Raw genomic sequence first — 497 nt, 5'->3', positions numbered from 1 at the left:
TTGAATCCGCGCTCGTAGACCTTGCCCTCGTTCTTGGCGATGGCGCGGTATTCGCCTTCCGAAAGCACCACCCGCGGGAAGGCGCCGATCGATTCCTTGATGACGTCGCCGCCGGGGGTCAGCACCGACCAGGCGGTGTTGGCGAGCGCCTCGCCGCCTTTGTCGCTGACCAGTTTGAGGGTGATCACGGCGGCGCGGTGGGTGATGGTGACGTCGGTGAGCTTGCCGGCCTGGACGCGGATGTCCGAGCGCACCACCGAATTGGCATCGCCGTAATTGGAGACGATGTAGTAGGTGCCCTCCGGGATCAGGACGACGTCGCCGGCGGCGACGTTGGGCACCAGGGACGCGCGTTCGCCGGCTTCGAACTGGCTGCCCTTGTAGATTGCGAACGAGATCTGGTTCTGCGGAATGCGGCTGGTGCCGACGCGGCCCTCGATGCGCAGGCCGCCGGCCGGCAGCACGAAGGATTCGCGATTGGTCTCGGACTTCAGGCT

Annotated in this window: 1 pseudogene; it reads right to left on the bottom strand. The window is 65.8% G+C overall.

What is annotated here, in order from left to right:
- Nucleotides 1-497, bottom strand: a pseudogene (locus tag JHD07_RS39485) (hypothetical protein); the annotation flags it as partial.

It is taken from the genome of Bradyrhizobium sp. (assembly GCF_016462955.1).
GTDB lineage: Bacteria > Pseudomonadota > Alphaproteobacteria > Rhizobiales > Xanthobacteraceae > Bradyrhizobium.
The sequence above is the reverse complement of the archived record's forward strand: the minus strand, read 5'-3'. Positions and strand labels throughout refer to the sequence as shown.